The organism is Stenotrophomonas acidaminiphila (assembly GCF_001431595.1).
In the GTDB taxonomy this organism is placed as follows: domain Bacteria; phylum Pseudomonadota; class Gammaproteobacteria; order Xanthomonadales; family Xanthomonadaceae; genus Stenotrophomonas; species Stenotrophomonas acidaminiphila.
Window position 1 is genome coordinate 1 of the sequence record NZ_LDJO01000023.1, and the last position, 22,964, is coordinate 22,964.

Annotated in this window: 22 protein-coding genes and 1 pseudogene; 3 read left to right on the top strand and 20 right to left on the bottom strand. The window is 64.9% G+C overall.

Annotated elements, in window-relative coordinates; translation table 11 throughout:
* Together ahpF and ahpC are read right to left on the bottom strand one after the other, a co-directional pair.
* Positions 1 to 1,559: alkyl hydroperoxide reductase subunit F (gene ahpF, locus ABB33_RS07245; RefSeq protein ID WP_056931686.1), on the bottom strand; the 1,559-nt coding region annotated here is incomplete at its 3' end.
* A gap of 172 nt (positions 1,560 to 1,731) precedes the next feature.
* A complete protein-coding gene (ahpC, locus tag ABB33_RS07250; RefSeq protein WP_054667503.1) occupies positions 1,732 to 2,295 on the bottom strand; it encodes an alkyl hydroperoxide reductase subunit C in 564 nt (187 codons plus the stop codon).
* Between the two features lie 304 nt (positions 2,296 to 2,599).
* On the opposite strand from ahpC, the gene prmC reads away from it, so the two are divergent.
* Together prmC and ABB33_RS07260 are read left to right on the top strand one after the other, a co-directional pair.
* A complete protein-coding gene (gene prmC, locus ABB33_RS07255; RefSeq protein WP_056931687.1) occupies positions 2,600 to 3,448 on the top strand; it encodes a peptide chain release factor N(5)-glutamine methyltransferase in 849 nt (282 codons plus the stop codon).
* A gap of 245 nt (positions 3,449 to 3,693) precedes the next feature.
* Positions 3,694 to 3,915, top strand: a complete 222-nt coding sequence (locus tag ABB33_RS07260) for a SymE family type I addiction module toxin (protein ID WP_056931688.1) — start codon at positions 3,694 to 3,696, stop codon at positions 3,913 to 3,915.
* A gap of 458 nt (positions 3,916 to 4,373) precedes the next feature.
* Here ABB33_RS07260 and ABB33_RS18535 read toward each other — a convergent pair whose 3' ends face one another.
* The 18 genes and pseudogenes from ABB33_RS18535 to ABB33_RS18560 all read right to left on the bottom strand — a co-directional run bounded on the left by ABB33_RS18535 (position 4,374) and on the right by ABB33_RS18560 (position 21,409).
* Positions 4,374 to 4,826, bottom strand: a complete 453-nt coding sequence (locus ABB33_RS18535) for a hypothetical protein (RefSeq protein WP_152984999.1) — start codon at positions 4,824 to 4,826, stop codon at positions 4,374 to 4,376.
* 797 nt (positions 4,827 to 5,623) lie between these two features.
* A complete protein-coding gene (locus tag ABB33_RS18540; protein ID WP_152985000.1) occupies positions 5,624 to 6,409 on the bottom strand; it encodes a hypothetical protein in 786 nt (261 codons plus the stop codon).
* A gap of 600 nt (positions 6,410 to 7,009) precedes the next feature.
* Positions 7,010 to 7,642, bottom strand: coding sequence for a dehydrogenase family protein (locus ABB33_RS07265; protein WP_425513309.1), 633 nt, complete (start codon positions 7,640 to 7,642; stop codon positions 7,010 to 7,012).
* Between the two features lie 21 nt (positions 7,643 to 7,663).
* Positions 7,664 to 7,831, bottom strand: a pseudogene (locus ABB33_RS19285) (transposase); the annotation flags it as partial.
* Between the two features lie 125 nt (positions 7,832 to 7,956).
* Positions 7,957 to 8,373, bottom strand: coding sequence for a hypothetical protein (locus ABB33_RS18545; RefSeq protein ID WP_152985001.1), 417 nt, complete (start codon positions 8,371 to 8,373; stop codon positions 7,957 to 7,959).
* A 50-nt stretch (positions 8,374 to 8,423) separates the two neighbouring features.
* Positions 8,424 to 8,657, bottom strand: coding sequence for a hypothetical protein (locus ABB33_RS07270; protein WP_054667492.1), 234 nt, complete (start codon positions 8,655 to 8,657; stop codon positions 8,424 to 8,426).
* 662 nt (positions 8,658 to 9,319) lie between these two features.
* The gene (locus ABB33_RS18550; RefSeq protein WP_152985002.1) at positions 9,320 to 9,685 is read right to left on the bottom strand and encodes a hypothetical protein; all 366 of its coding nucleotides are present in this window, start codon (positions 9,683 to 9,685) and stop codon (positions 9,320 to 9,322) included.
* A gap of 523 nt (positions 9,686 to 10,208) precedes the next feature.
* Positions 10,209 to 10,502: a hypothetical protein gene (locus ABB33_RS18555; protein WP_152985003.1), complete on the bottom strand. Its 294-nt coding sequence runs from the start codon at positions 10,500 to 10,502 to the stop codon at positions 10,209 to 10,211.
* Positions 10,503 to 10,797: 295 nt separating this feature from the next.
* Entirely contained in the window at positions 10,798 to 12,141 is a 1,344-nt protein-coding gene (gene gdhA, locus ABB33_RS07275) for an NADP-specific glutamate dehydrogenase (protein WP_232522630.1), read from the bottom strand.
* A gap of 81 nt (positions 12,142 to 12,222) precedes the next feature.
* On the bottom strand, positions 12,223 to 13,284 hold the full coding sequence (gene leuB / locus ABB33_RS07280) for a 3-isopropylmalate dehydrogenase (RefSeq protein ID WP_056931690.1): 1,062 nt from the start codon (positions 13,282 to 13,284) through the stop codon (positions 12,223 to 12,225).
* Between the two features lie 72 nt (positions 13,285 to 13,356).
* Positions 13,357 to 13,935 (bottom strand): 3-isopropylmalate dehydratase small subunit, encoded by a 579-nt coding sequence (gene leuD, locus ABB33_RS07285; RefSeq protein WP_056931691.1) that lies wholly within the window; start codon positions 13,933 to 13,935, stop codon positions 13,357 to 13,359.
* The gene (leuC, locus tag ABB33_RS07290; protein WP_056931692.1) at positions 13,935 to 15,353 is read right to left on the bottom strand and encodes a 3-isopropylmalate dehydratase large subunit; all 1,419 of its coding nucleotides are present in this window, start codon (positions 15,351 to 15,353) and stop codon (positions 13,935 to 13,937) included. Before leuC ends, leuD begins: the two co-directional genes overlap by 1 nt.
* 38 nt (positions 15,354 to 15,391) lie before the next feature.
* A complete protein-coding gene (locus ABB33_RS07295; protein ID WP_380610781.1) occupies positions 15,392 to 16,945 on the bottom strand; it encodes a 2-isopropylmalate synthase in 1,554 nt (517 codons plus the stop codon).
* Positions 16,942 to 17,991 (bottom strand): threonine dehydratase, encoded by a 1,050-nt coding sequence (locus ABB33_RS07300; RefSeq protein ID WP_232522673.1) that lies wholly within the window; start codon positions 17,989 to 17,991, stop codon positions 16,942 to 16,944. Before ABB33_RS07300 ends, ABB33_RS07295 begins: the two co-directional genes overlap by 4 nt.
* Positions 17,992 to 18,150: 159 nt before the next feature.
* Entirely contained in the window at positions 18,151 to 18,408 is a 258-nt protein-coding gene (locus ABB33_RS07305) for an ACT domain-containing protein (protein WP_054667479.1), read from the bottom strand.
* Entirely contained in the window at positions 18,392 to 20,119 is a 1,728-nt protein-coding gene (gene ilvG, locus ABB33_RS07310; protein WP_056931695.1) for an acetolactate synthase 2 catalytic subunit, read from the bottom strand. Before ilvG ends, ABB33_RS07305 begins: the two co-directional genes overlap by 17 nt.
* Before the next feature lie 45 nt (positions 20,120 to 20,164).
* Entirely contained in the window at positions 20,165 to 21,139 is a 975-nt protein-coding gene (ilvC, locus tag ABB33_RS07315; protein WP_054667475.1) for a ketol-acid reductoisomerase, read from the bottom strand.
* Positions 21,140 to 21,193: 54 nt separating this feature from the next.
* A complete protein-coding gene (locus ABB33_RS18560; RefSeq protein ID WP_152985004.1) occupies positions 21,194 to 21,409 on the bottom strand; it encodes a hypothetical protein in 216 nt (71 codons plus the stop codon).
* A 558-nt stretch (positions 21,410 to 21,967) separates the two neighbouring features.
* Between ABB33_RS18560 and ABB33_RS07320 the strand changes: the two genes are divergently transcribed.
* Complete coding sequence (locus ABB33_RS07320) at positions 21,968 to 22,786, top strand: AfsR/SARP family transcriptional regulator (protein ID WP_054667474.1); 819 nt, start codon at positions 21,968 to 21,970, stop codon at positions 22,784 to 22,786.
* Positions 22,787 to 22,964 lie beyond the last annotated feature (178 nt).

The window sequence follows — 22,964 nt, forward strand, 5'->3', positions numbered from 1 at the left end:
GGCGCCGGGCTGCGGATCAGGTGGTCGAAGGCGCTCAGCGCCGCGGTGGAACCGGCACCCATCGCAATGATGATCTGCTTGTACGGCACCGTGGTGCAGTCGCCGGCGGCGAACACGCCCGGCACGCTGGTCTGGCCGCGCTCGTCGATGACGATCTCGCCGCGCGGGCTCAGCTCCACCGTGCCACGCAGCCACTCGGTGTTCGGCAGCAGGCCGATCTGCACGAAGATGCCTTCCAGTTCCACCCGGTGCGAATCGCCGCCGACGCGGTCGGTGTAGACCAGGCCGTTGACCTTCTGGCCGTCGCCCAGCACCTCGGTGGTCTGCGCGTTGAGCACCACGGTCACGTTGGGCAGGCTGTGCAGCTTGGCCTGCAGCACCTGGTCGGCGCGCAGCTTGCTGTCGAACTCGAACACGGTGACGTGGCTGACGATGCCGGCCAGGTCGATGGCCGCCTCGACGCCGGAATTGCCGCCGCCGATCACCGCCACGCGCTTGCCCTTGAACAGCGGGCCGTCGCAGTGCGGGCAGTAGGCCACGCCCTTGTTGCGGTACGCATCCTCGCCGGGCACGTTCATCTGCCGCCAGCGCGCACCGGTGGACAGGATCACCGACTTCGACTTCAGCGACGCGCCGTTCTCCAGCTGCACCTCCACCAGGCCATCGGCACCGGCCGGCACCAGCTTGGTGGCGCGCTGCAGGTTCATGATGTCCACCTCGTACTCGCGTACGTGCTGCTCCAGCGCCGCGGCCAGCTTCGGGCCTTCGGTGTACTGCACCGAAATGAAATTCTCGATGGCCATGGTGTCCAGCACCTGGCCGCCGAAGCGCTCGGCCGCCACGCCGGTGCGGATGCCCTTGCGCGCGGCGTAGATCGCCGCGGCCGCGCCGGCCGGGCCGCCGCCCACCACCAGCACGTCGAACGGGTCCTTGGCGGCGATCTTCGCCGCTTCGCGCCTGGCCGCGCCGGTGTCCAGCCGCGCCAGGATCTGCTCCAGGGTCATGCGCCCGGAGTCGAACATCTCGCCGCCCTGGAACACCATCGGCACCGCCATCACCTGGCGCTGCTCCACTTCCTGCTGGAACGCGCCGCCCTCGATCACCGTGGTGCTGATCTTCGGGTTGACGATGGCCATCAGTGCCAGCGCCTGCACCACGTCCGGGCAGTTGTGGCAGGTCAGCGACATGTACACCTCGAAGGCGAACTCGCCGTCCACCGCCTTGATGCCGTCGATCACCTCCTGCGCCACCTTCGGCGGGTGGCCGCCGGTCCACAGCAGCGCCAGCACCAGCGATTCGAACTCGTGGCCCAGCGGCAGCCCGGCAAAGCGCACGCCGCGGCTTTCGCCCTCGCGGGCGATCACGAACGACGGCCGGCGCGCATCGCTGCCCGAAGTGTCCAGGGTGATCTTGCCGTTGCCGGCGGCGACGATGTCGTCCAGCAGGCCACGCATGTCGGTGCTGGCGGTGCTGTCGTCGAGCGAGGCGATCAGCCGCAGCGGCTGGCGCAGCAGGCCCATGTACTGCTGCAACTGGGTCTTGAGGGTGTCGTCGAGCACGGCGCAACTCCTTGTTCGAGGCAAAACGGGGGGAGGACGCGGTTGCCAGGGCAACCCGCCGGGAAAGTAGGGGTGAACCGAAACCGCGCCTGGCGGGCAACGAGCGGGCTGGCGCGACGCGGCTTCGGTTCACCCCCACGCCCGCCAGGGCGGGGTGGGAGTGAGGGGCGGCTTAGATCTTGCCGACCAGGTCCAGCGACGGGGTCAGGGTCTTCTCGCCTTCCTTCCACTTGGCCGGGCACACTTCGTTCGGGTGCGCGGCGGTGAACTGGGCGGCCTTGAGCTTGCGCAGGGTCTCGGACACGTCACGCGCGATCTCGTTGGAGTGGATCTCCATGGTCTTGATCACGCCTTCCGGGTTGATCACGAAGGTGCCGCGCAGGGCCAGGCCCTCTTCCGGAATGTGCACGCCGAAGGCGTTGGTCAGCTGGTGGGTCGGGTCGCCGACCAGCGGGAACTTCGCCTTGCCCACGGCCGGCGAGGTCTCGTGCCACACCTTGTGCGAGAAGTGGGTGTCGGTGGTGACGATGTAGACCTCGGTGCCCGCCTTCTGGAACTCGGCGTAATGCTCGGCCGCGTCTTCGATCTCGGTCGGGCAATTGAAGGTGAAGGCCGCCGGCATGAAGATCAGCACCGACCACTTGCCCTTCAGGCTTTCCTCGGTGACTTCGATGAACTTGCCGTTGTGGAAGGCGTTGGCCTTGAACGGCTGGACCTGGGTGTTGATAAGGGACATGGAACTTCCTCTTGGTTGAAGGGACGGGTGGTGAACCGTGGAGCACAGGCTAATAGGCAGTGCCTAATAAAACAAATGAATTGAATGCATCGTATCAATAGATATTGACTATTGATGCGGCCCCGCCAGCGGGCCCTGACCCCGATATCGGGCGCTTTTCCGGCTTTCCAAGCCAGCGGCTGGCCAAAGCCTGAACGGGCGGCATAGGCAGGCTCGATTCCGGGCCAGTACCGCCGCGGTAGGCAGCGGCAGGCCGGGTGACTATCCTCCCGGTCCCGGAAACATCCCGCGAAGAGGTAGTGAAGTGTCCACCCCCCAGGTTGCCGCGCTGTTGCGGGAAGGCGCCACCAAGCTGCCCGGCGAGGACGCCCGGCACGAGGCCGAACAGCTGCTGCTGCACGTGCTGGGCGTGGACCGCGCCTGGCTGTTCGCCCACGCCACCGACCCGGTGGACGACGACGCCCGCCAGCGCTTCGAACTGCTGCTGCAGCGCCGCGCCGAAGGCCACCCGCTGGCCTACCTCACCGGCCGCCGCGGCTTCTGGACCCTGGACCTGCAGGTCAACGTCGCCACCCTGATCCCGCGCCCGGAAACCGAGCTGCTGGTGGAACAGGCACTGGCGCGGCTGCCGCCCGGGCACATGGCCCGCGTCGCCGACCTTGGCACCGGCAGCGGCGCCATCGCCCTGTCCATCGCCAGCGAACGCCCGCTGGCCACGGTGATGGCCACCGACCTGCTCGGCCCCACCCTGGCCGTGGCGGTGAAGAACGCCCAGGCCCACGGCCTGGACAACGTCTGGTTCCGCCGCGGCCACTGGTACGCCGCGCTGGGCGTGGACCGCTTCGACATGATCGTCAGCAACCCGCCCTACATCGCCGCCGGCGACCCGCACCTGCAGCAGGGCGACCTGCGCTTCGAACCGCCGCCGGCGCTGGCCTCCGGCGCCGACGGCCTGGACGCCATCCGCGAAATCATCGCCGGCGCCCCCGACCACCTCGTCCCCGGCGGCTGGCTGCTGCTCGAACACGGCTGGGACCAGGGCCCGGCCATCCGTGCACTGCTGGAGCAGGGCGGCTTCGACGAAGTGGAAACCGTGCAGGACCTGGAGCAGCGGGATCGGGTAACCCTGGGGCGGTTGCGGGGGATTGCCTGACGTTGACCCTGCCGAAAGGCGGTGTTTACATCCTACGCAGGTGCTGAACACACCTTCGTAGGCGGAAGCCACTCCCGACAGCACAGTGGCATTTTTGTGCCCCGCGTTTTCTATGGCCGGGTGGCGCGCAGTCATGCAAGACCCGAAAGGGAAAAGCTGCGGGCGGCCCTACGACCGTGTTCAAGCACCCGGCCGCCTCTCTGAACAGGAGGCGAAATAGACAGAACGAATCGTAGGAGATCGTCATGACCAAGCAGGTCGGAACCCCGCTCAAATCGCGCACCCTGAAAGTCGGCTGCCAGTACTATGAAAGCCGCGCCAAGGAAAAGGACCGCCGCTTCAAGCCCCGGCAGGTGCCCTACCTGCGACTGTGCGGCGATTGGCTGGAGGCCGCGGGCCTCAAAGTCGGCCAGAACGCACGGGTGATAGTGACCCGGCTGGGCATCGTGATTGCTGCTGAGGAATAGCTCGCTTCATGCCGTGGGTAGGCAATGCCTGCCCACGGCATTTGTCGATATAAGCCCAAGGCCTAACGCTTGGATTAAGCCGATCCGCGAAGCGGACTCGACTTGAACGAATTGTTAGGCATTTACTCGAGAGAAGTGAGTTGCCCTTCTAACCAAGCCACGAACTCCTGCTCTGAGAGTGGGTTTGGATTGTGGCCCCACTCATTCCAGCGTCGGTCAACCATAGTGGACCAGTCGCCAGCGACCTCAGTAAGCGCAGGGTGACCACCCCAGAGCTTCACTGCTATAGCTAGATCACTGATGCGGCCGTTGAGCTCTTGGATGGAGCATTCCCCTGCCAAGTAGCGCCGACCAGTCTCAAGCATTTGGCGGAACTCTCCGATCTCGGTAGTCATTCTGCTGATGTCTAGCACATGAATTAAGCCGCGCCGCGAAGCGGCGTCGACTTGAATGCGCTGTTAGGCGCCGGTGCCAACGACTTCTTCCCTAGGTATTTTTTCCGTGGGTATGGCCTGTTTGGTGGCGGTATCAATGATATCTACAACGCAAACTTCCTGTTCCCATCGCGGTTGAATTTGGTATTTTGAGCGTGGAGCTAGATCAACGATGAATGAGTGACCATATGAACGGGCTCTTGCGCCACTTGTCGTACATGAAAGCATTATTTTATGAATGCCCGGTGATGCTCTAACGGAAGCAAGGGTGCCCACCTTTTTTCCATCAATGACAATGACCTGTGCCGAGCAAATACTTCCTTCTCTCATCATAATATTGCATCGGATTAATTGCGACCAGATCTCGATGGTTGCGGATTCTTTAGATGTTGCATTGACGTACTTGGGGAGGTCGGAACATGTGGTCAGTACCGAAGTTAACGCCGCCATGAAAAATTTCATCTTGTTTGAGTTCACTCTTGATCTCTGAAGCGGCATTGGCTTGAACGAATTGCTAGGCCGTGGTCTAGTAGTGTTGAACGTTGATTTTATATTTTATGGTGGCAGGTTCGCCATTGCGGACGCGCTGGCGATATACCCCTATAACGCAAGAGTTCTCTGGATTCGTCGTTTCGACTGTGGCGCCCGCAGCGTCAGTAAGGGTCGCGTGGCACTGAACCCTGGGCGATACGTCGAGTTTTGCTCGATACGTCTCGCCCATCTGGGGCGTGAAGGTCCACGTGTAGCTGCATTCACGATTCTGGCCGAAGTCAGCCTCGATGTACCAGAACGCAAGTGTTATAGGTCTGCCAGCCGGTAAATGAATCGACTCCATTGGCCGGTCTTTGCGTTTTCGGGCAACTCGAACACCTTTCTCTGTGGTTTGACACGTCGCGTCCTGGTACTTCCATACGTGCCAGTTCTGCCCAATCCCTCCTCCAGAGGACCGCGACTCTATGTCCATGGCCAGCTCTGCCGTTGTGGCCGAAGGCGCCGTAATCTCGGTACTTGCGCAGCCGCTGACGAATAGGACGGTTATGCACAGTAGTTGAAATTTCATAAGTCCCCTCCCCAAGATCTTCATGCGCGGTCTAACACCTGAATTCAACGCGCCGCAAAGCGGCGTCGGCTTGAACGAATTGTTAGGCAGCAACTGCGAAAGGCCAAGCACCCAGCCCAGAGTTGAACGATCTGTCAAGGTTTGGTACGCTAGGGGCGTAGATGGCACCCAATGGCTACGCTGCTTAGCAGCCGTAGTCGGCGGGTGCCCTTTTTTATTCCGGCTGAGCATATCGATTGACCGCTCCTGTTCCCTGCAGGTACTCCCGGAATACCAAGTGCTCAACTCGACGCTTTGACTCCCTAGATAGTTTGTTTGGATAGGAAGAGCGTTTGTGGGTTGAGTGATGCTCAGGGTCAAGCGTGTCAACAAGTGAATGCAGAACTATTCCGTAGATGAGTAGCTTCTGGCGAGCCGATCTCTCGCTCGTTTTGGTCAATAGGTCTGTTAGCGGCTGACACCAGCTTCCTGCGATATTGCTTGCAGAGAGTTTCTCTCCGAACTCAACCACGCCGATCGTGCGCAAACCACCGTCAGCTAACAGGTCTGTGGTGATCTCTCCGATCGCCTTCTGGTGGGTTCTGTTGACCAAGCGGATTCGTTGCGATTCTAAGCAAGTAATAAATTTGCTGAGCTTCTTTCCCCGCGAATCTCCGGAGATTGAAATCCCTAAGCTCTCTGCTCTTAGGACTTCAACTCGCCCCCAAAAACTTGCATAAAGATAAGTCAGGCCAATCAGGCTGGTATCGGTCTCCTGTCCTGACTGCGTCGCCAGTGGAAGAAAGTCCCTCTCCGCAAGAGATATTGTTTTTCCAACAATAGCGTCTGCCGCTTTTAGTAAGGGATCTAGGTGCGCGTCGACGATATATTTCGCAGCCTTTCTTTGTCGCCAGTGCGCTCTGATAGGTGCAATGACAAACTGTTCAATGAGTGTCGATGCTAAGCCTCCTGACACGGCAGCGATGAAAAGTGTCAACCATATCGAAGCAGGGTTTTCCATAAACGATGTCAGCCCCCTGTCTTGTTGCCTAACGCCTGAATTAAGCCAGGCCGCGAAGCGGTGTCGGCTTGAATGAATTGTTAGGCAGCATCAGCCCGATCACCTTGACGCGAATAGCCCGTCGGTGATGGCGCGTTGATACTGCTCAATGGTATGGCCTGGACTACGTTTACGAAGCTCATCAATTATTTCAGGGCATGCTGGAACGGGCTTAACCTTTATGGATTCAACATGCGCCCACCTCCCGTCACGGATCTCCTCCGCTAGCTCATACGCCGCATCTTCTAGCTGTCGCATGATCTCTCCTGTTGTGCTGCCTAACGCCTATTCGGCCGCCTAATCGCGGCGTGGCCCAAGTGTCCCGCTTTCTGGCGCTAATGTGAAGATGCGGTGATGTAAGAAATATCAATGGCTTGGAGGGGTGAGGGGCGTGGTGCGGTTTCGAGGCCGATGGCGAACACCGCTGGTTTGCCGCCATATCGGTTACACCTCGATTTGTTTGGCATAACGCAAGCGCTTATACCATTGAAGGAACTGAGTTTCTTGGGCCGGGTGCCGGCGGTATCCCTTCTTCCAGACGGAAGAAGGGACCAGCAACCCTCAATACAACCCCTGCGCCAGCATCGCATCGGCCACCTTCACGAATCCCGCGATATTCGCGCCATCGACATAGTTGACGCTGCCGTCGGCGCGCTTGCCATGCTGCACGCAGTTGGCGTGGATTTCTTTCATGATCACGTGCAGGCGTTCGTCCACGTCGGCGTGGCGCCAGGACAGGCGCAATGCGTTCTGGCTCATTTCCAGGCCGGAGGTGGCGACGCCGCCGGCGTTGCTGGCCCTGCCGGGGGCGTACAGGGTGCCGGCCTGCAGGAACACGTCCACCGCTTCCAGGGTGGAGGGCATGTTGGCGCCTTCGGCCACGCACAGGGCGCCGTTGTGCACGAGGGTGCGGGCGTCGGTTTCGTCCAGTTCGTTCTGGGTGGCGCAGGGCAGGGCGATGTCGGCCGGGATGTGCCAGGGGCGGCGGCCTTCGAGGAATTCAAAGCGTTTGTTGCCGGCCAGTTCGGCCAGGCCGCCGCGGCGTTCGTTCTTCAGCGCCATCACGTCCTGCATGGCCTGTTCGTTGAAGCCGTCGCGGGCGTACAGGGTGCCGCTGGAGTCGGAGAAGGTGAGCACCTTGCCGCCGAGTTTTGCGGCCTTGAGTAGCTGGGCTCTCCAGAGTCCGGGTTTCATCGTAGCGGCTTTGGCCGTCAGTTTGAGCCGCTTGGCCTCCACCACGCTCATGCCGCAGAGCTTGCTGCGCCGCAGATGGTAAGAGGCCTCGCTGAACCCGTGCCGGCGGCACAGTTCCTTCACCGCCACGCCAGCTTCAGCCTCACGCAGGAAGCCGATGATCGGCTCTTCGGTAAAGCGCTTCTTCATGTCCAATCTCCGCCCCGTGCGGGATTGGACTTCAAATCAACCTGCTACTCAAAACCGAGAGGGTGTTGAGGGCGGAACGCTAGAGTTAAATCAAGCCGTGAAGCGGCTCCGGCTTGAATGAATTGTTATGCCCCATTTGGGGTGGCCCTTTTTGAGCGCCATGCAGCCAAGGCTTGAATGACGTGCTGCAGCCTGGCGACCTGCTCTTGGGAGAGTGGCGCACGCTTGGTCTTGCGGAGTATGGACTCAAACATGTAGCCAGACCGGAAGAAATAGGGACGAAGCTCAAGGAAGCAGATGGCAGCCTCCATAGACTCTGGGTCACCAGCCACGATGCGGTCCAGCGCCCCTTCGAAGCCGCCGGGAAACGCCAGTTCGTTGTATCTAGAGTGCAAGATCTCACACGCACGCTCCCATTCGTGGCGTTTGTCAGGGCTTCGATCCCGCTGTGCGAATGTCTCATGCACGCGCGAATGCAGCCGCGTGATCTCTTCGGCATTTGATTGAATCAGCAGCTTGAGGTGGTCTGAGGGATGGTGCATAACGCCTGAGTTAAGCCGCGCCACGAAGCGAAGTCGGCTTGAATGAAGTGTCAGGCGGCTGCCCCGCGCTGTATGAGGACAAGATCATCAGCTGTCTCCGCCGTGTAGTGCACCAGTCCGCCAAAGTCAGTATCCACCATGATGCCAGCGCCGAGATACGCCCAGCCTTCCTCGCCCGGCAAGTACTCGTTTGTGTCCATTGAGGCGATAACTCGGCCGCGGTACTGCGTGTCGATCTGAACGACGTCTCCGGGCTCTATATCTGTGCCATCCTCATATTTCATGCTGCCACCTAACGCCTGAATTAAGCCGACCCGCGAAGCGGGTTCGGCTTGAATGAATTGTTAGGCCTCAGTAGAGAACGCGGCCTTGGGGCACGCATTTCCTGCAGCGGCCAAGGAAGCCAAAGTTGCCGTATTGGTAGCTCGAAGTTCATGGATGCGCTCAGCAGACGGCTGTGGCCCCTCCTCAGAGTTCTCGACGGTCCGCACAGAGACTTGGATCTTACCGCACTGAACCGACCCAGTGCCCGATACTTTGCCAAAGCCGGGGATGTAATGAGTACCCCACCCGTCATACACTGAAAGCAACTCCGGAGGCTGACTAGAGCCAGCAGGTGCGACGAGAGCAAACATGAGCAGTGTGGCTAGAGCGAAACTTTCCATGAGGCCTAACGCCTATTCGGCCGCCTAATCGCGACGTTGCCCGAGTGTCCCGCTTTCTGGCGCTATTGTGAAGATGCGGTGATGCCGTAAATACCAATGGCTTGGAAGGAGTGAGGGGTGTGGTGCGGTCACGAAGTCGGCGGCAAACACCGTGCGTTTGCGCCATATCGGTTACTGGACCGGCCAGCCTGGGTTATGCCATGCCGATCTGCTGCAACGGGTTGGTTCAATTAGGAGAGCCTATCGTTGCGCCGCGAAGCGGCGTCCGCTTGAATGAATTGTTAGCTGTAACCCTTATCGCTCTCATCAATGGCTGCAATCCATTCCTGTGCTGCCCGAGCTAACAGAGGGTGATTCTTGCCTAGACGTTCAATGAACGGCCGAGCAGATAGTGGGAGGCCGCTGGATTGGAGTGCCTTGGCATGGAAGTACAAAGCATCCAGGTCATCTGGGTGGGACGCCAGTCGCTTTTTTGTGTGCGCAAGTATCTTCTCAAATTCACCACGATCTAGAAGGTCGCGATAGTTGGGGCTTGAGTCATGGCTGCAGCTGAAGATCCGGCAAGCGATATTGATGAGAACAAACAGGAGTTGAAGCCCAAGGATGGCCCAAAGGAGGAGCTTTATCTGGTAGAGGTCGTAGTCCATGTTTCCTCAGTGACTGCTAACGCCTGAGTTGAGCCATGCCGAGAAGTGGCATCTGCTTGAGTGAATTGTTAGGCCCGTGCGCTGCCAAACAGAACGAGTCGATCTACGGGCGGCAGGGCGTTTGGAGTGCTCTGGCCGTCAATTGACCACAAGTCTAGCCCAGCAAGAAGGCCACCCTGTTCAAACACAAAGGCGCCGCACAGATGGCCGTGCTCATTGAGCCATTGGTAGTCCGAAAGGGTGCGCATTGCGAAGTCCTCGGGGCATCGGCCACCGATGGAAAGGTCAATGCTGGCGCAGCCACAGCTGCAAAGGCGAGCCACCCGAGCATTCTCTAACTGCTCAATGAACTCGGTGCAATCACCCTCTCCGTACTCCAGGAGCCAGCGAATCAGTGCGCGCTCACCGGAGGTCAGTGCTCTGTCAATTTCAACGTTTGCTGCAGTGTGATTCACGGGCCTCACGCCTGAGTTAAGTCGCGCTGCGAAGCGGGTTCGGCTTGAATGAATTGTTAGGCTGCAGTCTAGCCCTCATGGCGGTAGAAGGTGTAGCCGGAGGGTTTACGGCCGAATGTACCCGCCAACCAGCCGACGGGAAACGACTGCTCGACGGACAAAGTCGGCGGTGAGCCGTGATTGACCTTGGCGTAGGTGCCGCCGGGGAGCCACTCTGACAAGACAAGGTCTTTGGCCAAGGACTCAGCGCTTGCTGGATCAGCAGAACGAACAAGCCTAGTGGTGAAGAATCCGATAATCGAATGACCCTCGAACGGAAGATCAATGCCGCGACCAGAAAGAATGACTTTGAAGTAAGGCATCGTTTGGTCTGCGGCCCAACGCCTGTTCGGCAGCCTAATCGCGGCATTGCCCAAGTGTCCCGCTTCCTGGCGCTGATGTGAAGATGCGGTGATGCCAGCAATATCAGTGGCTTGGGAGGAGTGGGGGGGGCGCGATTCCGAGGTCGACGGCGAATACCGCGCGTTTGCGGCCATATCGATTAGACCCCGAATTGCTCGGCATAACACAAGCGCTCAGGCCCTTGAAGGGATGAGCTGCTTGAACTGGATATCGACGGTGTCCCTCCTTCCGATCAGAAGAAGGGACCAGCAACCCTCAATACAACCCCTGCGCCAACATCGCATCGGCCACCTTCACGAATCCCGCGATATTCGCACCATCGACATAGTTGACGCTGCCGTCGGCGCGCTTGCCATGCTGCACGCAGTTGGCGTGGATTTCTTTCATGATCACGTGCAGGCGTTCGTCCACATCGGCGTGGCGCCAGGACAGGCGCAATGCGTTCTGGCTCATTTCCAGGCCGGAGGTGGCAACGCCGCCGGCGTTGCTGGCCTTGCCGGGGGCGTAGAGGGTGCCGGCCTGCAGGAACACGTCCACCGCTTCCAGGGTGGAGGGCATGTTGGCGCCTTCGGCCACGCACAGGGCGCCGTTGTGCACGAGGGTGCGGGCGTCGGTTTCGTCCAGTTCGTTCTGGGTGGCGCAGGGCAGGGCGATGTCGGCCGGGATGTGCCAGGGGCGGCGGCCTTCGAGGAACTCAAAGCGTTTGTCGCCGGCCAGTTCGGCCAGGCGGCCGCGGCGTTCGTTCTTCAGCGCCATCACGTCCTGCATGGCCTGTTCGTCGAAGCCGTCGCGGGCGTAGAGGGTACCGCCGGAGTCGGAGAAGGTGAGCACCTTGCCGCCGAGTTCGGCGGCCTTGAGCGCTGCGAACTGGGCGACGTTGCCGGAGCCAGAGATCAGTACTTTGGCGCCATGGGTTTCGCGGCGGGCGTGGTGCAGCATCTGTTCGACGAAGTACACGGTGCCGTAGCCGGTGGCTTCCGGGCGCATCAGGCTGCCGCCGTAGGCCAGGCCCTTGCCGGTGAATACGCAGGCGGCGTCGTTGCTGAGTTTCTTCATCATGCCGGCCATGAAGCCGACCTCGCGCGCGCCCACGCCGATGTCGCCGGCCGGCACGTCGGTGTCCGCGCCGAGGTGGCGGTACAGCTCCAGCATCAGCGCCTGGCAGAAGCGCATCACCTCGCCTTCGCTCTTGCCCTTGGGGTCGAAGTCCGCGCCGCCCTTGCCGCCGCCCATGGGCAGGGTGGTGAGGGCGTTCTTGAAGGTCTGCTCGAAGGCCAGGAACTTCAGGATCGACAGGTTAACCGAGGGGTGGAAGCGCATGCCGCCCTTGAACGGGCCGATGGCCGCGCTGTGCTGCACGCGGAAGGCGCGGTTGACGTGGGTGCGGCCGCTGTCGTCGGCCCAGGCCACGCGGAACTGGATGACCCGTTCCGGTTCCACCAGGCGTTCGAGCAGGCCATGCCGCGCGTACTGCGGGTGCTGCTGCAGGAACGGCCAGAGACTTAGGGTGACTTCCTTGACCGCCTGCAGGAACTCGGGCTGGTCAGGGTCGCGGCGGGCGACGTACGCAAGGAACGCGTCGGGACTGCGGTGGTTCAAGGGCATTGCTCCTGAAGGTGGGGAAAGGACAACAACAGGACAGCCATAACGAAAAACGCGGCCCGTGGGCCGCGTCGTGGGTCATTGCAGGCGGGCGAGCACCGCCTGCGCCGCCTGGGATGTGGAAAGCGCTCGTCCCTGCGCGGCCAGGTCGGCGGTGAACAGGCCGTCGTCCAGCGCGGCGGCCACCGCGTGCTCGATGGCAGCGGCTTCGTCCTCCAGCCCCAGTGAGTGGCGCAGCAGCATGGCCGCGCTGAGGATGGTGGCGTAGGGGTTGGCGATGCCCTTGCCGGCGATGTCCGGGGCCGAGCCGTGGATGGGTTCATAGATACCCACCTTGCCCTGTTCGCCCAGCGAGGCGGACGGCAGCAGGCCCAGCGAGCCGGCCAGCATCGAGGCCTCGTCGGTGAGGATGTCGCCGAACATGTTTTCGGTGACGATCACGTCGTAGGCGCGCGGCTTGGCGATCAGGTGCATGGCCATGGAATCCACCAGTTGGTGTTCCAGTTCCACGTCCGGGAATTCCTCGCGGCCGATGCGCGCGGCGACGTCGCGCCACAGCCGTGAGGTCTCCAGCACGTTGGCCTTGTCCACCGAGGTCAGCTTGCCGCGGCGCTGCCGGGCCAGGTTGAAGGCGCTGCGCAGCACGCGCTCGATCTCGGCCACGGTGTAGCGGCACAGGTCGCTGGCGCTGTCGGCGTCGCGGGTCTTGTCGCCGAAGTAAATGCCGCCGGTCAGCTCGCGCACCACCACGAAGTCCACGTCCGCGAGCAGCTCGGGCTTGATCGGCGAGGCGTGCAGCGCGGCCGGGTGGGTGCGCACCGGGCGCAGGTTGGCGAACAGGCCCAGCGCCTTGCGGATGGCCAGCAGGCCCTGTTCCGGGCGCACCCTGGCGTTGGGGTCGGACCACTTGGGCCCGCCGACGGCGCCGAGTAGCACCGCGTCGGCTTTGCTGCACGCGTCCAGGGTGGCGGCCGGCAGCGGCTCGCCGTGATTGTCGATGGCGATGCCGCCGATGTCGTGCTCGCTGAAAGTGAAGTCATGGCCGAAGCGCGTGGCGATGGCCTTGAGCACGTCCACCGCGGCGACGGTGATCTCGGGGCCGATGCCGTCACCCGGCAGTACGACGATGTTGGCTTGCATGGGGGTTCCGGTTGTCCTGTTGCTGTCGTTCGGCCCGGCACCCGTGGCGGCGGGTGCGGGCGGGAAGGGGCGTCACGCCGCGCGCGCGGCCTCGTAGCGTTCGATCTCGTCGACGCGGCCGAGCAGCCAGCCCAGCTGGTCCACGCCTTCCAGCAGGCAGGTCTGCGAGAAGCCGTCCAGCGGGAAGTGGTACACCTTGCCGGCGGGGGTGCGCAGTTCGCGCGTGGCCACGTCGATGGTCAGTTCGTCGTCCGGGCGCTGCATCAGCTCCTGCACGTCGGCTTCGTCCAGCACGATCGGCAGCAGGCCGTTCTTCAGCGCATTGCCGCGGAAGATGTCGGCGATCTCGCTGCTCACGATTGCGCGCAGGCCCAGGTCGGTCAGCGCCCACGGCGCGTGCTCGCGCGAGGAGCCGCAGCCGAAGTTGCGCCCGGCCAGCAGGATCGAGCGGCCGGCGTTCTGCGGCTGGTTGAAGGCGAACTCCGGGTTCGGCGCGCCATCGGCCTGCCAGCGCCAGTCGTTGAAGGCGTTCTTGCCCAGGCCGGCACGCTCGGTGGTGGACAGGAACCGCGCCGGGATGATCTGGTCGGTGTCGATGTTGGTCTGGCGCAGCACCACGCTGCGCGAGGTCAGGGTACGGAAACCGGCCATCACGCCACCTCCTGGTCGAACAGTTCACGCACGTCGGCGACCTTGCCGTTCACCGCGGCCCAGGCCGCGCTCAGCGGCGAGGCCAGCAGGGTGCGCGAGCCGGGGCCCTGGCGGCCCTCGAAATTGCGGTTGCTGGTGCTCACCGCCAGTTGCCCCGGCGCGACCAGGTCGCCGTTCATGGCGATGCACATCGAGCAGCCGGGTTCGCGCCATTCGGCGCCGGCGGCGCGCACGATCTCGTGGATGCCTTCGGCCTCGGCGTCGCGCTTGACGATCTCCGAGCCCGGCACCACCAGCATGCGCACGCCGGCGGCGACGCGGCGGCCGCGCAGCACCTGCGCCACCTCGCGCATGTCGCTCAGGCGGCCGTTGGTGCAGGAGCCGACGAAAACCACGTCCACCGGCGTGCCGGCCAGTGCGTGGCCGGCCTCGAACTTCATGTAGTCCAGGCCCTTCTGCGCGGCGGCGTCGTTGGCGGCCGGGATCGGCGCGTCCACCGCGATGGCGGTGCCCGGGTGCGTGCCCCAGGTCAGGGTGGGGCGGATGTCGGCGGCGTCGATGCGCACCTCCACGTCGAAGCGCGCGCCGTCGTCGCTGCGCAGCGTCTTCCAGTAGGCGACCGCCTTGTCGAAGTCGGCGCCCTTGGGGCCACGCGGGGTGCGGGCGACCCAGTCGAAGGTGGTCTGGTCCGGCGCGACCATGCCGGCGCGGGCGCCGGCCTCGATGGACATGTTGCACAGGGTCATGCGCTGTTCCATGTCCATCGCCGCGATGGTGGAGCCGCGGAACTCCAACACGTGGCCGGTGCCGCCGTTGACCCCGATCACGCCGATGATGTGCAGCACCACGTCCTTGGCGCCGACGCCCGGTGCCAGTTCGCCGTCGACGGTGATCGACATGGTCCTGGCCTTGCGCTGCAGCAGGCACTGCGTGGCCAGCACGTGGCCCACTTCGCTGGTGCCGATGCCGAAGGCCAGCGCGCCGAACGCGCCGTGGGTGGAGGTGTGGCTGTCGCCGCAGACAATCGTCATGCCCGGCTGGGTGAAGCCCTGTTCCGGGGCGATGACGTGGACGATGCCGCGGCTGCTGGACGCCATGTCGAACAGCTCGATGCCGTACTCGGCGCAGTTCCGGGCCAGCATCTGCACCTGCGCCTCGGAGGCCTTGCTCGCATACGGCAGCTTGCCGTCGACAGCGGCCGGCAGGGTCGGGGTGGAGTGGTCCATCGTCGCCTTGGTGCGGTCCGGGCGGCGCGGGGTGAGGCCGCGTTCGCGCAGTTCGGTGAACGCCTGCGGCGAGGTGACCTCGTGGATCAGGTGCAGGTCGATGTACAGCACGGCCGGCGCGCTGTCGCTTTCGGGGACGACGACATGCGCGTCCCACAGTTTGTCGTACAGGGTCTTGGGTGCGGAGCTCATTGCGTGTTGGTTCCGTTGCCTGTGAGGGGCCGTCGCGCTCAGGCGCTGACGGCTTCCTGGGTCTTGCTGCCTTCGCGCTGGCGCAGCAGGCGGTTGGTGACGTCCAGCCAGGCCAGCGCACTGGCCTCGATGATGTCACGGCTGGTGCCGGTGCCCTCGTAGATGTTGCCTTCGTGGCGCACGCCCAGGTTGGCCTCGCCGCGTGCGTCGGCGCCGATGCCGACGCTGTGCACGTGGTAGCTGTCCAGCGTCAGCTGTACGCCGGTGGCGGCCGACAGCGCCGAGAACAGCGCATCCACCGGGCCGTCGCCCTGCGCGGTCTCGGCCACGCGGTTGCCTTCCGGATCGGACAGTTCGACCAGCGCGTTGGCGCGGCTGCCGACGTCGCTGATGGTCATCGACGCCAGGCGGTAGCCGTCGCCACCGGAATTGCCCTGCATCAGGGTCTGCAGGTCGGCGTCGGTAACCACGCGCTGCTGCTCGCACAGCGCCTTGAACTGGTCGAACACCAGCTTCAGCTCTTCCTCTTCCAGCCAGTAGCCCAGCGCACGCAGGCGCGCCTCGACCGCGGCGCGGCCGCTGTGGCGGCCCAGCACCATCTGCGAGGACTCCCAGCCCACGTCTTCCGGGCGCATGATTTCGTAGGTGTTGCGGTTGCGCAGCATGCCGTGCTGGTGGATGCCCGACTCGTGCGCGAACGCGTTGGCGCCGACGATGGCCTTGTTGCGCTGGACCGGCATGCCCACCAGCCGCTGCAGCAGCTGCGAGGTCGGCACGATGCGGCGGGTGTCGAAGCCGGTATCGAAGTTGTAGAACGCGTTGCGCACCTTCAGCACCATGGCGATCTCTTCCAGCGCGCAGTTGCCGGCGCGCTCGCCGATGCCGTTGACCGAGCCTTCCACTTGGCGCGCGCCGCCTTCGATGGCGGCCAGCGAGTTGGCCACGGCCAGGCCCAGGTCGTTGTGGCAGTGGGCGCTGAAAATGACCGTGTCGGCGCCGGCGGCGTTGCCGATGACGTGCTTGAACATCGCGCGGATCTCGTCCGGCGTGGTGAAGCCCACGGTGTCGGGCAGGTTGATGGTGCGCGCGCCGGCGGCGATGGCCACCTGCGCCACTTCGGTCAGGAAATCCAGCTCGGTGCGGGTGGCGTCCTCGGCCGAGAACTCGACGTCGTCGATGTAGCCGCGCGCCATGCTCACGTGCTTGTGCACCGATTCCAGCACCTGCTCCCGGCTCATGCGCAGCTTGTGCTCGCGGTGCAGCGGGCTGGTGGACAGGAACACGTGCAGGCGCGGCCGTGCCGCGGCTTCCAGTGCCTTGGCCGAGGTCTCGATGTCGCCGGGCAGGCAGCGCGACAGCACCGCCAGCACCGGGTCGCGTATCTCGCGGCCGATCAGCGCCATGGCCTCGCGGTCGGATTGGGAACTTGCCGGGAAGCCGGTTTCGATCACGTCCATGCCCAGCTCGGCCAGGGCGCGCGCCATCACCAGCTTCTGCGGTGGGGTCATGCTGCAGCCCGGTGACTGTTCGCCATCGCGCAGGGTCGTGTCGAAGATGGTAATTCGCGGGGTGTTGATGGTTGGAGTAGTCACCAGAGGGTCTCCTCGACAGCGGGTGCGATGATGTTGGGTTGTTCGTTTCGGGAGGGCCGCGGCGCGTTGGGGGCGACGCGGCTTCTAAGTCGTTCGGCGTTGCGCCGCCGGGGTTTGCGCGGCGGGCTGGGGCGCACTTCGGACAGCAGCGTGGACAGCACGGTGGCGTCGATGTTGCCGCCGGACACCACCGCGCACTTGCGCTTGCCGGCGACGCGGCGGCCGGCGGCCAGCGCCAGCGCGCCGGCGCCTTCGGCGATGACGTGTTCTTCCAGCGCCAGCCGCACCAGGGTTTCGCGCAGTTCGGCTTCGCGCACGATGACCACGTCGTCGAGCAGGCTGGCGCACAGGCGGCGGGTGATGAAGCCGGGGATCTTGACCTTGACGCCGTCGGCCAGGGTGGCGACCGGGGCGATCTCGCGCACGTCGCCCTTGATCGCGCGCGCCATCGAGTCCACGCCCTCGACCTGGGCGCCGATGATGCGCACACCCTGCGACTTCAGCGCCAGCGCCACGCCCGAGGCCAGGCCGCCGCCGCCGATGGGCACGATCACCACGTCCGGTGCATGCGGTGCGATCTCGATGCCCAGCGTGCCCTGGCCGGCGATCACGTCCGGGTCGTCGAACGCGGACAGGAAGCGGTAGCCGTTCTGTTCGGCCAGGTCGCGGGCGAAGGCATAGGCCTCGTCGTAGCTGTTGCCGTGCTGGCGCACGGTGGCGCCCCAGTGCTGCACGCCGGCGATCTTGGTGGCCGGCGCGCCGTGCGGCATCACCGTGATGGCCTGCACGCCCAGCCGGAACGAGGCCCAGGCCACGCCCTGGGCGTGGTTGCCGGCCGAGGCGCAGATCACCGGCCGCTCGTCGCCGCGTTCCAGTGCGGCCAGCATCGCGTTCAGCGCGCCGCGCACCTTGTAGGAGCCGGTGCGCTGCAGGTTCTCCAGCTTCAACCAGGTGCCGAAGCGCTCGGCGTAGTGCAGCGGGGTGGGCGGCAGGAAGCGCCGCAGCCGCGCCTGCGCGGCCAGCACGTCGGCGACGCTGACGTTGATCGCGCCAGTGTCCGCGGCGGCGACGACGGGGCGGCCAAGGTCAGGCATGTACGTGGCCAAGGCCCGGGGCGTGCGGCGGGCGTCGAAGAAGACGCCTCCGCGCGCGGGCCCTGCCCCGGGCGGGACAGGGAGTGCGCCGTACGTCGCCTACGTCGGGATTCATGCCGCCACTCCGGCAGGTTCCAGCGGCACGATCCGCACCGATTCGCAGTCGTAGACCTTTTCCAGCTGCCGGCACAGGGTCTCCGGCGGGCGCTCGCCGCTGACTTCCAGCTGCACGTGCCAGCGGCCGGCGTCGGCGGGCTGGCGGCTGCCGGCGATGTTGCAGGGCGCGAAGCCCCGGCGCTCGACCATGCCCAGAACGCGCAGCAGCGCGCCTTCGGCGGGGGTCAGCACCAGGTCAAGCCGGTATTGCATTGGAACTCTCCTGCGTTGCCTTGGCATGGGCGGGGTTGCTTTCCAGCATGGTGCTGTTGGCGTTGTTGGGCGGCACCAGCGGCCACACGTTGGCGCGCGCGTCGATGGCCACGTGCAGCAGCGCCGGGCCGGGGGTGTCGAGCAGCGCGGCCAGCGCGTCCTCGACGTCGGCGCGCTGGGTGATGCGCGTGGCCGGGATGCCGAACACCTGCGCCAGTGCGGCGAAGTCCGGGTTGTCGGACAGGTCGATCTCGCTGTAGCGCTCGGCGAAGAACAGTTCCTGCCACTGCCGCACCATGCCCAGCGAGGCGTTGTCCAGCAGTACGATCTTCACCGGCAGGCGGCAGCGGGCGATGGTCGCCAGCTCCTGCACGTTCATCATGAAACTGCCGTCGCCGGAGACCAGCACCACGGTGCGGTCCGGGCAGGCGAACTGCGCGCCCATCGCCGCCGGCAGGCCGAAGCCCATGGTGCCCAGTGCGCCGGAGGTCAGGTGGTTGCGCGGGTGGTTGAAGCGGCAGTGCTGGGCCACCCACATCTGGTGCTGGCCGACGTCGCAGGCGATGACGGTGTCCGGCGGCGCGATCTCGCTCAGCCGCTTGAGCAGCGCCGGGGCGTAGATGTCCTGGCCTGGGGCGTCGTAGCGCGCGGCGAACTTCTCGCGGTTGGCGGCGCAGCGTGCGCGCCAGCCGTTGCAGTTGCCGCGGATGCCGGACAAGGCGCGCAGGCCGGCCTTGAGGTCGCCGGGCAGGGCAATGTCGGCGCTGCGCAGCTTGTCGATCTCGTAGGCGTCGGCATCCAGATGGATGACCCGCGCGAACGGCGCGAACTCGGCCAGCTTGCCGGTGGCGCGGTCGTCGAAGCGGGCGCCGACCACGATCAGCAGGTCCGATTCCTGCACCGCCATGTTGGCGGCGCGGGTGCCGTGCATGCCCAGCATGCCCAGGTACTGCGGGTGGTTGGCCGGCAGCGCGCCCAGCCCGCGCAGGGTCAGCACGGTGGGGATGCCGGAGGCCTCGACGAACTGGCGGAAATCCTCCACCGCGCCGCCCAGGGCGATGCCGCCGCCGCCGTAGACCACCGGCTTCTCGGCGGCGGCGATCATCTCCAGCGCCGCGGCCAGGCGCTGCGCGTCCGGTGCCGGCACCGGGTCGACCGTGGCCGGCACGTGCTCGGGCAGGTGCGAGGCGTCGGCCAGCTGCACGTCCTTGGGCAGGTCGATCAGCACCGGCCCCGGGCGGCCCTCGCGGGCCACGCGGAACGCCTCGGCCACCACCTGCGGCAGGTCGTCGACGCGGCGCACCAGCCAGCTGTGCTTGACGATGGGCAGGGTCATGCCGAACACGTCCAGCTCCTGGAACGCATCGGTGCCCAGCAGCGGCGTGCCGACCTGTCCGGTCAGGCACACCATCGGTACCGAGTCGAGCATCGCGTCGGCGATGCCGGTGACCAGGTTGGAGGCGCCGGGGCCGGAAGTGGCCACGCACACGCCGACCTTGCCGCTGGCGCGGGCGTAACCGTTGGCGGCCAGCGCCGCGCCCTGCTCATGGCGCACCAGGATGTGCTTGAGGGTGGAATCCACCAATGCGTCGTAGAACGGCATGATGGTGCCGCCCGGGTAGCCGAACAGCGTCTGCACGCCTTCGGCCTCCAGGGCCTGCGTCAACCAGCGTGCGCCATTGCGTGGCGCGCCGTGGGCGGGAGTGTTCATGCAGCGACCTTGACCTTTGCTCTGTGCGGGTGGGGGACCGCGCGGTTACGCGTTCTGCGCCTGCAGCCAGACCATCTTGGCGCGCAGTTCCTTGCCGACCTTCTCGATCGGGTGCTCCAGGTCGGCCTGCTTGAACCGGTTGTAGTTCGGCAGCCCGGCTTCGTACTCGGCCACCCAGTTCTTGGTGAAGGTGCCGTTCTGGATGTCGGTGAGCACGTCCTTCATGCGTGCCTTGGTGCTGGCGTCGATCACCCGCGGGCCGCTGACGTAGTCGCCGTACTGCGCGGTCTCGGAGACGAATTCGAGCATCCGGGTGATGCCGCCTTCGTAGAACAGGTCGACGATCAGCTTCAGTTCGTGCAGCACTTCGTAGTAGGCGATCTCCGGCTGGTAACCGGCTTCGACCAGGGTCTCGAAGCCGGCCTGCACCAGCGCCGAGGCGCCGCCGCACAGCACCGCCTGCTCGCCGAACAGGTCGGTCTCGGTCTCTTCCTTGAAGGTGGTCTTGATGATGTTGGCGCGGGCGCCGCCCAGGCCGGCCGCATAGGCCAGCGCGAACTGCTCGGCCTTGCCGCTCCTGTCCTGGTAGACGGCGTAGATGCACGGCACGCCGCGGCCGATCTCGTACTCGCGGCGCACCAGCGCGCCCGGGCCCTTGGGGGCGACCAGCACCACGTCCAGGTCCTCGCGCGGGGCGATCATGCCGTAGTGCACGTTCAGGCCATGGGCGAACAGCAGGCAGGCGCCCTGCTTCATGTTCGGCGCCAGCACGTCCTCGTAGAGCTTCTTCTGCACCATGTCCGGGGTCAGCACGGCGACCAGGTCGGCGTCCTTGACCGCCTCGGCCGGGGTCCTGACCGCAAAGCCGTCGGCCTGGGCCTTGGCTTCGGTCGGGCCGCCCGGGCGCAGGCCCACGGTTACGTCGAAGCCCGATTCACGCAGGTTCAGGGCATGGGCGCGGCCTTGGCTGCCGTAACCGATGACGGCGATCTTGATCTGGGGCAGTTCGTTGGAGCTCATGGGACTCGGTTCCTTGCAGTGATAGAGGGAGCGCAAAAGAAAACGGCCGTCGCGTCAGGACGCGGCGGCCGCCGGGGGAGGGATCAGGGCCATGCACGCCGCAGCGGCGCGCATGGCGTCGCGGGTGCTGTGTTTGTGCGTGGCGGTATCGGTGGTGAACATGGTTTCAGTTGAAATGGATGCTGGAAACGAAAAACCCCGCACCGGGGTCGGCGCGGGGTCTTTGATCGAATCTGGCTTTTTTCTGCTACGCGCCAGCTCGTCCCGCACCTGTGGGCTCGGTAATAAGCACGAGTACGAGCAGCGACGCCGCGGCGGTGGCCGGGGTGCGGGTCGGGTTGGCGGTGGTGTGGCGTTGCAGCATGGCTCGAGATAACCACGCCACTTTCCGTGTTGTCAAGCAGGGCGGCCGCGCTTGATCGCGTGCCCGGCCGCAATCGCCGCAAACGGTTGTCGCGGCGGCATGGTTGCCGATGAAAGTTGTTTGCCGGCGATGCGCGGCGACGCCGCCAGCGGGCCGCTTGCGCGGATCGGGCACCGCTGCGCGGGTACGGGCTGTCGGGTCGTGCGCTCGCGTGGGGGCCGTTGCCGGTCCGGTCTGCACGGCGGTGGATCCGCACGCGGGCGACATCGCGCCCGCCCATCGGCGCCGACAGCGAGCGAAAGCGAGTGATAGGAAGTGGACGCTTTTCACGGTTTTGTAAGTGAGGCCCGGAAAAACAGCGGGTCGCCAATCCGAAAGCTGGGGAACCACATGAACCGCCTTCTCGCCTGCCGTACGGGGAGTGGAAACCTGTGTCCATCGAACCGCACCCGGGGAACACTGCCATGAGCGCATGGCCGGGTGACGCACAGCCGCTGATCCGCCTGCTCGGGCAATGCCGCATCGGCGATGCCGGGCGCCTTGCCTACCGCAAGGGCTGGGCACTGCTGGCCTATCTGGCGATCGAGCGCCCGCGCATCCATCGCCGCAGCCGGATCGCGGCGATGCTGTGGCCCGACCTGGAGCAGGGGGCGGCGCTGACCAACCTGCGCCAGGTGCTGGCCGACCTGAACCGGGTGATCGTCGCGGCCGCGGGTGAAGGCGTGCTGCTGATCGACCGCGAGAACGTGCACCTGTGCCCGGAGGCGTCGCAGGGGTTGTTCGACATCGATCTGCTGGAACCGGTGCAGGGCATCGGCAACCGCGCGCGCGAGTGGCTGGAGGATGCCGGCGAACTGCTCGAAGGTGTTGCCTTGGAGCACTGCGACGAATTCTGCGAATGGCTGCCGGGTGCAAGGGCCTGGGCCCTGCAGCGCCTGCTCAAGGCACTGGAGCGGGCACGCGAGGACGCGGCCGCCTGCCAGGACCTGGACGTCGCTGTGAACCTGTGCCGCCGCCACGTGATGCTCGATCCCTGGAACGAATCGCAGCAGCGCAGCCTGATGCGCCTGTATGCGCAGCGCGGCGAACCGGACATGGCGCTGCACTGTTACCGGACCCTGGCCCGCGGCCTGGAGCAGGAGCTGGCGGTGAAGCCGCAGACGGCGACGCACACCCTGGCCATGGAAATCGCGCAACGACATGCGCACGCGGCCGCCCTGCGCGGCTACGGCCGCACACGGCTCCCGCATCCAGCATCGCTGGGCAAGGCGATGCGCGCGTGAGCCACGCGCGGGCGTGCCGGTAGTCGGGACAGCGCCATTTGCCTTGCACCATGAAGCCGCCATCGCCGAACGATGGCGGCTTCTTTGTTTGGCGGCTTTTTCGTTCCGGGCCGTTGCCGCGCGGTGATGCGCCTGCGGCTGAAGCAGCAAAGCGGCGGGGTGCAGCGAGCCGCCGCCG

Excerpts from the sequence above, each read along its gene's own strand:
- ahpC (WP_054667503.1), bottom strand. The coding sequence starts at position 2,295 with ATGTCCCTTATCAACACCCAGGTCCAGCCGTTCAAGGCCAACGCCTTC.
- ABB33_RS07260 (WP_056931688.1), top strand. The coding sequence starts at position 3,694 with ATGACCAAGCAGGTCGGAACCCCGCTCAAATCGCGCACCCTGAAAGTC.
- ABB33_RS18540 (WP_152985000.1), bottom strand. The coding sequence starts at position 6,409 with ATGGAAAACCCTGCTTCGATATGGTTGACACTTTTCATCGCTGCCGTG.
- ABB33_RS07265 (WP_425513309.1), bottom strand. The coding sequence starts at position 7,642 with ATGAAACCCGGACTCTGGAGAGCCCAGCTACTCAAGGCCGCAAAACTC.
- ABB33_RS18545 (WP_152985001.1), bottom strand. The coding sequence starts at position 8,373 with ATGCACCATCCCTCAGACCACCTCAAGCTGCTGATTCAATCAAATGCC.
- ABB33_RS07270 (WP_054667492.1), bottom strand. The coding sequence starts at position 8,657 with ATGAAATATGAGGATGGCACAGATATAGAGCCCGGAGACGTCGTTCAG.
- ABB33_RS18550 (WP_152985002.1), bottom strand. The coding sequence starts at position 9,685 with ATGGACTACGACCTCTACCAGATAAAGCTCCTCCTTTGGGCCATCCTT.
- ABB33_RS18555 (WP_152985003.1), bottom strand. The coding sequence starts at position 10,502 with ATGCCTTACTTCAAAGTCATTCTTTCTGGTCGCGGCATTGATCTTCCG.
- leuB (WP_056931690.1), bottom strand. The coding sequence starts at position 13,284 with ATGCAAGCCAACATCGTCGTACTGCCGGGTGACGGCATCGGCCCCGAG.
- leuD (WP_056931691.1), bottom strand. The coding sequence starts at position 13,935 with ATGGCCGGTTTCCGTACCCTGACCTCGCGCAGCGTGGTGCTGCGCCAG.
- leuC (WP_056931692.1), bottom strand. The coding sequence starts at position 15,353 with ATGAGCTCCGCACCCAAGACCCTGTACGACAAACTGTGGGACGCGCAT.
- ABB33_RS07305 (WP_054667479.1), bottom strand. The coding sequence starts at position 18,408 with ATGCAATACCGGCTTGACCTGGTGCTGACCCCCGCCGAAGGCGCGCTG.
- ilvG (WP_056931695.1), bottom strand. The coding sequence starts at position 20,119 with ATGAACACTCCCGCCCACGGCGCGCCACGCAATGGCGCACGCTGGTTG.
- ilvC (WP_054667475.1), bottom strand. The coding sequence starts at position 21,139 with ATGAGCTCCAACGAACTGCCCCAGATCAAGATCGCCGTCATCGGTTAC.
- ABB33_RS07320 (WP_054667474.1), top strand. The coding sequence starts at position 21,968 with ATGAGCGCATGGCCGGGTGACGCACAGCCGCTGATCCGCCTGCTCGGG.